Raw genomic sequence first — 7,912 nt, 5'->3', positions numbered from 1 at the left:
TCGAGATCGCAGCTCCGGACAGCCCCGTTCCGCTGAGCTGACACGCTCACAGCGAGTCACCAACTTGGGTTGACAACTCCATTGGGAATCCTTTCGTCGGCGAGCAGGGCTGGTAGTTCTTCGCGGGCGATCTCGCGGTTGTGCTGGATGTCGCGCCGGATGTTGGCGGCGAGCCAGGATTCGCCGGGTGTGTGGCCGTGGCCGGCGTAGGCCCAGTGGGCGAGGGTGAGGGTGGTTGCTTCCTCGTCGTCAGGGTCGGGCAGTCCGAGGGCGGCGCGTTGCTGGGCGGCGCGGTAGTCGGCGCGGACCTGGCGCAGTGCGCCGAGGGTGGTGGAGTAGCGGCGGGACTTGGTGGAGAAGTGGCCGCGGAAGCCGAGCATGTGAGCCCAGTCCCGTAACTTCCGGTCCGGGTAGAGCGGGTGCAGGTCGAGGCATGCGGCGATGAGCCGGGCCGGGTGCTCGGGGACCTCGAGGAGGGTCAAGGCCTCTTTGTTGCCGATGCGGCGGTCGACGGTGCCGGTGGTCTCGGCTGCCTTGGTGGCGTATTTGGCGACGTAGGAGGCGACGGCCTGTTCGGTGATCTCCTCGCCGTGGCCGAAGGCGCCGATGGGCTGTACGTCGAGCTGGGTGCCCCAGCGCAGGGTGCGGGCCGGTTGGTCCCCGGCTGGTGGCACGTCGACGGCGACGCGGGCGGCGGCGGCATGGATGGCGTCGGTGAGCAGGTAGATGGTGGCCCAGGCCGGGGGCGGCGAGTCGGGTCCCTCGGGCCCGTCGAAGCGGATTACGGCGTGGAAGTGGACGGCGCCGCGCTTCTGGTACTCGGCGACCTTGCCGAAGGAGACGCGGGACTGTTCGCCCGCGGCTTTCTGGGTGAGTCCGGCCCGCTTGGCGATCTCGCGGCGCAGGTAGATGGTGAAGTAGCGCCACAGGTCGGAGGCGTGGTTGTTCCACAGCACGGCGCCGGCGTAGTCATACCTCTCGGGGTCGAGCGGGGTGCCGAGTTCGGGTGCGTCTTCGGTGTGGTGGGTGCCACAGTGGCAGGGCCGGTTGCCGGGCCGGTTGTGGACCGGGCCGAACGAGGGCGCGGTGAGGGTGGCGAAGACGCGGGGGTGATCCCGGATGGTCTCGGGCGTGCCTTTGCCGGGGTCGCCGACGAGGCCGGCTCGGATGAGGTGGTAGGTGTCGCCCGCGTAGGTCCAGGCGCAGGACGGGCAGCGGGAGGCCCGCCGGTTGCCGCAGGCCAAGCGGAGGACGCCACCGGGCTCGGTGTCGGTCGAGTAGGAGTGCAGGACATGACCGGTGGCCGCGTCGCGGGTGACGGTGGTGCCCTGCAGGCGGATCGGGTCGGTGCAGCCTCCGGTGCGGCGGATCTGGTCTTGGATGCGGTCGAAGCCGGTGGACCCGGCCAGCCTCAGCACGTCGGCGAGGGTGGCCGGGTCCAGGCCCGCCATGATGGCGGCATCGGTCACGCGGCACCCTCCGGAGCGGTGTCGGCGATCCGGTCGAGGACCGCGGCGGCTTCCTCGGCGACGCGGGCCAGGGCACGCAGGGCGCCAGCAGTGCCCGGACGGGCGATCAGTGCAAGGTCGACGAACTCGCCTCCGACACGCAGGCTGACGAAGCCCTCGTCCTCCGACGTGGGGGCGAACACGCTCAGGCGGGCGGTGGTGTCCGGCTCCAGATGGGCGGAAGTGGTGATCGTCCTCATGGCAGCGGTCACCTCCCCGCGCGGACGAGGCGGGCGGCAGACGCGGTGCCCGAACCCTTGCAGGCCGGGCAGGTCACGCGGAGGGTGACGCGGGTGCCGTCGGGGTGGCAGCTGCCGGTGGTGATGGCGACGGCGGCGAAGCCGTCGCAGTCGCGGCAGATCCGCGCGGGCGGCGTGTGCTCGGGCATCATGGGCTTGCCTTTCGGGTTCGTTGGATCTGGAAGGTGGAAAGGCGCCCGGAGCGGCGGAAGTTTGGCGGCCGAGGCCGCTCCGGGGGCCGTTCAGCCGTGGTTGTTCAGGTCCTTGAGGAGCAGGCGCAAGACGACCGCGACCAGGGCGACGGAGACGCCGGTGATGGCGACGGCCAGGAGCATGGAGACCAGGACCGCGCCGACGACGAGGACGACGGCGCCGCCACCGGCCACGAGGGCGAGAGCGCTGCCCGGGGTGAGCTGGACGGCCGGCCTCTGGGAGACCGGGACTGCCGGGACGACCGGAGCCGGGGCCTGAACCGCGGGGATGTCAGCGGTGGTCGGTACCCGGGCGAGGGTTGGCGCCGGTGCGGTGTCCGGGGGCGGGTACTTCGGTGTGAACACGGGCTCTTCCTCCTGTCAGGCGGTGCAGCGGTGGGTACGGGCGGCGAGTTCGGCGGCGGAGCGGTCGCGGTGTTCGGTGGAGAAGCCGCAGCCGGGGGCGGTGCAGGCGGCGGTGTGCTTGGTCTGGCCCCGGCCGTTGTTGTAGGTGCCGACCTCGACCGGGCCGACGCGGATCACGTTGTAGAAGCGGTTCGGGCGCACGGGCTGATCCCTTCTCGGTGTCAGGTGAGCTGGAGATGTGCGGCGATTGCTTGACAGGTCGGGGCAGGCAGGCCGAGCCGGGAGGTGAGCGCGTCGGCGGTGATCTGCTCGCCCGTGCTGCTGCGGTGTGCGTCGGCGATCGAACGAGCGTGGTCGAGCAGTGCTGGCGGAACGGCCGGGGCGGCCGGAGGCTTCACAGGCGCCGGGGCCAGTTCCGGCGCCTTGACCGGGGCCGGGGGCACCGGTTCGGGGGTGTCGACGCGGTGCACCTCGATTCCCGGGGCGGACGGTTCTTCGTCCGGTTCCAGCTCCACGGCGGCCGGGGTAGGGGCGTGGACGAGGAGGGTTCCTCCGAGGAAGGCGAGGGCGGGCCAACCGGCGACGAGGATGCGCAGCCAGGCGGGCACCTGGTGGAGGTCGAGCAGTCCGGCCGTGGCGACGTTGGCACCGAGCGATGCCGCCAGGGCGATGGCGAACCAGGTCCAAGAGGACCGGTCCCGGTCGGCGCGGAGCCGACGCCAGGCGGCGACCAGCAGCAGGTCGACCGAGACGGGGTAGGCCCACGCCTTCCATCCGGACTGCCCGGCCGCCGCCGCCAGGTCGTGCAGGTGCGCGAAGGACAGAGCACCGGCGATCACGGCTTGGATGAGGACGGCATCAGGGCGCAGCGAGCGGTTCACAGCGGCCCCCTTACTCCGTGACCGGGCGCGGCTTGACCAGCGACGGACCCGTCTTCGGGGCGTAGGTGGGCACGTGCGGGCGGAACCGGTCCAGGGCGGGGAGGTCCGGGACGAGGTGGGCGAAGTCCCGGCACGCCGCCTTGGCCTCGTCGCGGGAGGTGTGGGGGGTGCGGATCTTTGCCCAGCCTCCGGAGGAGTCGGCCGCCACGGCGGTGCCGGGGCGTTCGGCGGGGATGAGGCTGGCGGCCGCGACGGCGTCCGGAGCGACGTCCGCCAAGCCCATTTCGGCGGTCTGTTTGTCGTTGACCCGGTGCACGACACGGCCGGTGAGCTGGGCGCGGAGCATGGTGGCGCCCTTGCCGAGTTCGGAGCCGAAGCGCTGCCCGCACACCTCCAGGTAGATGCCGACCGCGCGGGCCATCTGCGCCAGCCGGATCAACGCGGTGACGATCCGCTCCCGCCGCTCCTCATCCTTCTTCGAGGAGATCAGGAACAGCTCGGCCACCTCGTCGACCAGGACGACGACGGGCACCGGCCGTAAGCGCTCGGGCAGGTCCCACATGTCCGAGACGCCGTGCGCGCTCAGCAGGTCGAAGCGGGACTCCATCTCGCCCACCAGGACGTCCAGCAGGGAGGCCGAGTCGTCGGGGGTGGTGACCAGGGCCGACAGCCGGGGCGCGTAGGCGGAGTGTTCGACACCGCGCTTGCAGTCGATCCCGACCAGTGCCACCGGTAGCCGCGCCAAGCCCTTGATCAGGTTTCGCTGATACACGGACTTGCCCGAGCTGTTGGCGCCGAGCGTCAGCGCCATGGGCACCTGGCGGTAGTCACGGACGAACGCGGTGCCGTCCTCTCGCAGCGCCACCGGAACCGCCAGACCCTCAGGGCGAGCCCCGCGCGGCATCCGGACCTGACGCAGTACGTCGTAGCCGGTCATCCGCAGCTCGACGTACCCCGGCTTGGTCTCGGCGATGGTCACCGAGTGCACGCCCCAGGCATGCCGCAGCCGCTCCGAGGCGGCCATCAGGTCGGCAGGTTCCAGGCCGGCGGGAAGCCGCAGCGTCACCCGAAGCCCGGTCGACGTGCCCCGGACGCGGCGCACCTTCGGCGGGACCGGCAGCACCTCACGCCTGGCCACGTTCCGGGCGATGAAGGCCCGCATCCGCGACGGCTGCACCGTCAGCCCGCACACGTCCATCGTGGAGCGGTAGGTGAAGGTGAACCGGCCCCAGGTGACGGGCAGCCCGACCAGCGACCAGTACACGCGCGGAGCGCGGACCTTCGCGTAGCCGAGACCACCGGCCCCCGCGAGGACTCCGGCGGTCTCCAGGACCATGGACAGATCCGTCATGGTCAGGCCACCGGGGTGATCGCGACCGCGCGGAACGAGATCCCGTGCCGCTTCTGGCCGTTGAACTCGTTCTCCCAGTCCCGGGCCTTCAGGCCGACCACCTTCACCGGCATGCCCGGCGCCAGTCCCTCCGGGTAACCGTTCTCGGGGACCGTGACCTGGTAGAGGTTCCCCTCCCCCTCGTCCGAGACCAGCAGACCCACCGTCGACAGCGCGGCACCGGACTCCCGGTCCATCGCCCGCTCACCGGTCTTGGCGTTGGCCAGCTTCGGCGTCGGCGCGGTCGCCACGAACACCACAGCGGTCGACGTGTCGATCTTGAAAGAAGGCATGAACGCATCCCTCGTTCAGGAGGCCACCCGATGCGACCTCTCTAGACATCTCCACCTTGGACGCACATCTCTAGAGATGTCAAGCGTGCTGTCTAGAGAGGTTGTCAATCGAAGATCGCGGTAACCCGCAGAGGGCGAGCGCCATACCCATGGCCTAGGCTGTCTAGAGAAGAGAGGAGGGCTCCGGAATGGCCAATACCGACGACGACCGTCGGCCGAAGTACCAGCGGATCGCGGACTCCCTGCGCGAGGCGATCCAGTCGGGCGAGTACGGCCCCGGTGATCGCCTCCCCGGAGAGAACGAACTGATGGCCGCGCACGGCGTGGCCCGCATGACGGCCCGACAGGCGCTGAGCGTGCTCCGAGACGAAGGCGTCGCCGAGGCCCGCAAGGGTGCCGGCGTGTTCGTCCGAGCGTTCCGCCCCCTTCGGCGCCGAGGCATTCAGCGGCTTTCCCAGCAGCAGTGGGGCAGCGGCCGTTCCATCTGGTCCGCGGACATCGAGAACCGCGCACTTGAGGTGGACCAGGTCACCGTGTCCGAGGAGGCCGCGCCCGACCGCATCAGCGCGGTTCTGGACTTGGCCGACGACGAGACGGTGTGCGTGAGGCGTCGGCGCTTCGTCTTGGAGGGGAAGCCCGTCCTGCTCGCGACGAGCTATCTGCCCACGTCAGTGGTTGCCGGATCCGCCATCACTCAGGAGGACACGGGACCAGGCGGAACGTACGCCCGGCTTGCCGAACTCGGCTACAAGCCGGTGCACTTCCGCGAGGAGATCCGCTCACGCATGCCGTCGAAGGATGAGGCGGCACAGTTGAGCATGTCCTCCGGCACGCCGGTCATCCTCATCTGCCGCACCGCATTCGCGGACGAAGGCCGCCCCGTCGAAATCAACGAGATGACGCTCGACGCCGCCTCCTACATCCTGGAGTACGACTTCGACGCGTGACCTGTGCTGTTACAGGTTTCTCTACCTCATCAAGCCCCGGCTGCGCTCCGCTCCGCCGGGCGCGCTTCCCGGCTCCGCTGCGGGCGACGCTCCTGCCTTCGGCCCGCTCCGCCCGCGCTGCGCCGACGCGCGCCCACTGGTGGATAGGGCCGGTGGCCATGAGTCGATCACCGCGACGCGACGGCCAGAACAGTGCCTCCGGCGGGGGATCGGCCGGCACCGGGATGGAGGGGGCGCCGTCGCCGACTGCGGGTCCGTTGTGGCGGATGCTGGGGGCTCCCATCCCGCACACCATCGACCCAGGCAGAGCCGAGCAGACGCGGCCCCTGGCGTCCAGGTCGTTCGTACAGTGGCGCGCTCCACCTGGACGCCAGGAACCACGCCCGCTCCACGGTGTGTGGGTCGACGGCGTACGGGATGGGAGCTGGGGAGGGTGGTGGTGGAGGACAAAGTCCGGCCCGCGCGGTTCGGCCATCGAGTGCGTTCAGAGGTGTCGAAGGCGCAGTCAGTGTCGAGTGGATCAGCCGCTGTCCGAGGCTTAGCGTCGGAAGAAGGGGTCTCTGACATGCACGTCCACATCCACCCGCAGGGAGGGTGATCATGGATATCAAAGGTTCGGTAGCCCTTGTCACGGGAGCCAACCGTGGCATTGGTCTGGCCTTCACCCAGGCACTACTCGATCACGGCGCCGCCAAGGTCTACGCCGGTGTCCGGGAGCCGGAGACCGTCCGGAACTCCAGGCTCACCCCGTTGCGGCTGGACGTCACCGACGAGGAGCAGGTCGCCGCGGCCGCACGTGTCGCCGACGATGTGAGCATCGTCATCAACAACGCCGGGGTCACCGGTGGCCCGCCCCTCCTCGAGGGGTCATTCGACGGTGCCAGGCGCGAGATGGAGGTCAACTACTTCGGCACTTGGGCTGTCTCGCGCGCGTTCGCTCCCGTGTTGGCCGCCCATGGCGGCGGAGCGCTGGTCAACATGCTGTCCCGGGCGTCGTGGGTGGCCAACAGGCGGCTTCCCAGCTACGCGGCCTCCAAGTCCGCCGAGTGGTCGCTTACGAACGCTTTCCGACTAGCGCTGCGAGAGCAGGGAACGCTGGTAGTCGGCGTGCATGCCGGCTATGTCGACACCGACTTGACGGCAGATATCGACTCCCCGAAAGTCCTTGCGGTCGACGTCGCCGAGCAGACGATGACCGGGTTGCTCAATGACGAACCCGAAGTGCTGGTCGACGACGCCACCCGCCGGGTACGCGCTGCGCTGTCGGGCGACCTGGAGGAGCTGTACGCCGATCTGTGACCACTCTCGACCCGCACACGTGCCCCCTGCGTGCCCGATGAGTGGGTATCGCACGGGGAACGGCGGGGAGTCACGGCAACTAGCCTAGAAAAGCTCAGGTCAGCGTCTCACCCGGTCACCGCACATCCGCATACGCGATCTTCCAAACTGGTGCTCTACAGCACCGCCAGGCCACAGACCAAAGCCGTTCCGCCCGTGCAGTAGCCTCCCCATGGAGGGGTGCCATGTCCGCGTGGATCATGTTGGGTTCCGGCTGCGTTTTCGTAGTTCTGGGCGTGTTGACTTTGAATGGCCGGGGAACCGCGGCGTATGCGCCGTCGCCTAGGGCTGGTTGAGGTTGGATAGCGATGGCTGGCGGCCCCGTCCTGGACGGAGGACCCAAACTCCTCGGCTTCCCTTCCGGAGCGGCGATGGTGCTTTCCACGGTAGCTCTGGGGCTCGCCGTGCTTGGTGCGGTGCTTCTGGTCTGGGGCGGAGCGTTCGGCAAGGCTCGTCGTGCTGGCAACGGCGACTGAGTGGCGCTCTACTCCCTATCTAAGGCGACCGTCAAGTGGGCCACTGATGTCTGACACCAGCGGCTGACACCAACAGCGCCGGACGAAGGCGGATCAGGGCGAACCCTAGCGACCACTCTCACGCCGCATGGCGGCCAAGATCCAGTGCCTAGAGCTCGCGGTGATCGACCTGATAAGGATGAGCACAGGCCTCAAAGCTTCGGTCTCGCACGGGCGCCGTCCTCACTGTCGGCCGGCGCCCGTCACCTTGACTCGGCTATGAGATTCCGCCAGCCTCTCGGCA

General features: G+C 69.5%; 10 protein-coding genes. 2 read left to right on the top strand and 8 right to left on the bottom strand.

Translation table 11 applies throughout. From position 1 onward, the window contains the following. Positions 1-56: 56 nt before the first annotated feature. From repSA to FB157_RS13960, 8 genes are all read right to left on the bottom strand, one after another. Entirely contained in the window at positions 57-1,469 is a 1,413-nt protein-coding gene (gene repSA / locus FB157_RS13995) for a replication initiator protein RepSA (protein WP_145879388.1), read from the bottom strand. Beyond that, the gene (locus FB157_RS13990) at positions 1,466-1,708 is read right to left on the bottom strand and encodes a hypothetical protein (protein WP_145879386.1); all 243 of its coding nucleotides are present in this window, start codon (positions 1,706-1,708) and stop codon (positions 1,466-1,468) included. Before FB157_RS13990 ends, repSA begins: the two co-directional genes overlap by 4 nt. An 8-nt stretch (positions 1,709-1,716) precedes the next feature. Beyond that, entirely contained in the window at positions 1,717-1,896 is a 180-nt protein-coding gene (locus FB157_RS13985; RefSeq protein ID WP_145879474.1) for a hypothetical protein, read from the bottom strand. Between the two features lie 93 nt (positions 1,897-1,989). Then, positions 1,990-2,304, bottom strand: coding sequence for a SpdD protein (locus tag FB157_RS13980; RefSeq protein ID WP_145879385.1), 315 nt, complete (start codon positions 2,302-2,304; stop codon positions 1,990-1,992). A 15-nt stretch (positions 2,305-2,319) separates the two neighbouring features. Further along, positions 2,320-2,505 (bottom strand): mobile element transfer protein, encoded by a 186-nt coding sequence (locus FB157_RS13975; RefSeq protein ID WP_145879383.1) that lies wholly within the window; start codon positions 2,503-2,505, stop codon positions 2,320-2,322. A gap of 20 nt (positions 2,506-2,525) precedes the next feature. Continuing rightward, entirely contained in the window at positions 2,526-3,185 is a 660-nt protein-coding gene (locus FB157_RS13970) for a DUF2637 domain-containing protein (protein ID WP_145879382.1), read from the bottom strand. Between the two features lie 10 nt (positions 3,186-3,195). Next, positions 3,196-4,536, bottom strand: a complete 1,341-nt coding sequence (locus tag FB157_RS13965; protein ID WP_145879380.1) for an FtsK/SpoIIIE domain-containing protein — start codon at positions 4,534-4,536, stop codon at positions 3,196-3,198. A gap of 2 nt (positions 4,537-4,538) precedes the next feature. Continuing rightward, the gene (locus FB157_RS13960; RefSeq protein WP_145879378.1) at positions 4,539-4,868 is read right to left on the bottom strand and encodes a hypothetical protein; all 330 of its coding nucleotides are present in this window, start codon (positions 4,866-4,868) and stop codon (positions 4,539-4,541) included. A gap of 188 nt (positions 4,869-5,056) precedes the next feature. On the opposite strand from FB157_RS13960, the gene FB157_RS13955 reads away from it, so the two are divergent. After that, the gene (locus FB157_RS13955; protein ID WP_145879377.1) at positions 5,057-5,815 is read left to right on the top strand and encodes a GntR family transcriptional regulator; all 759 of its coding nucleotides are present in this window, start codon (positions 5,057-5,059) and stop codon (positions 5,813-5,815) included. A 600-nt stretch (positions 5,816-6,415) separates the two neighbouring features. Beyond that, complete coding sequence (locus FB157_RS13950; protein ID WP_145879375.1) at positions 6,416-7,114, top strand: SDR family oxidoreductase; 699 nt, start codon at positions 6,416-6,418, stop codon at positions 7,112-7,114. Positions 7,115-7,912: the final 798 nt, after the last annotated feature.

Source organism: Streptomyces sp. BK340 (assembly GCF_007827595.1).
Classification (GTDB): Bacteria; Actinomycetota; Actinomycetes; order Streptomycetales; family Streptomycetaceae; genus Streptomyces.
The sequence above is the reverse complement of the archived record's forward strand: the minus strand, read 5'-3'. Positions and strand labels throughout refer to the sequence as shown.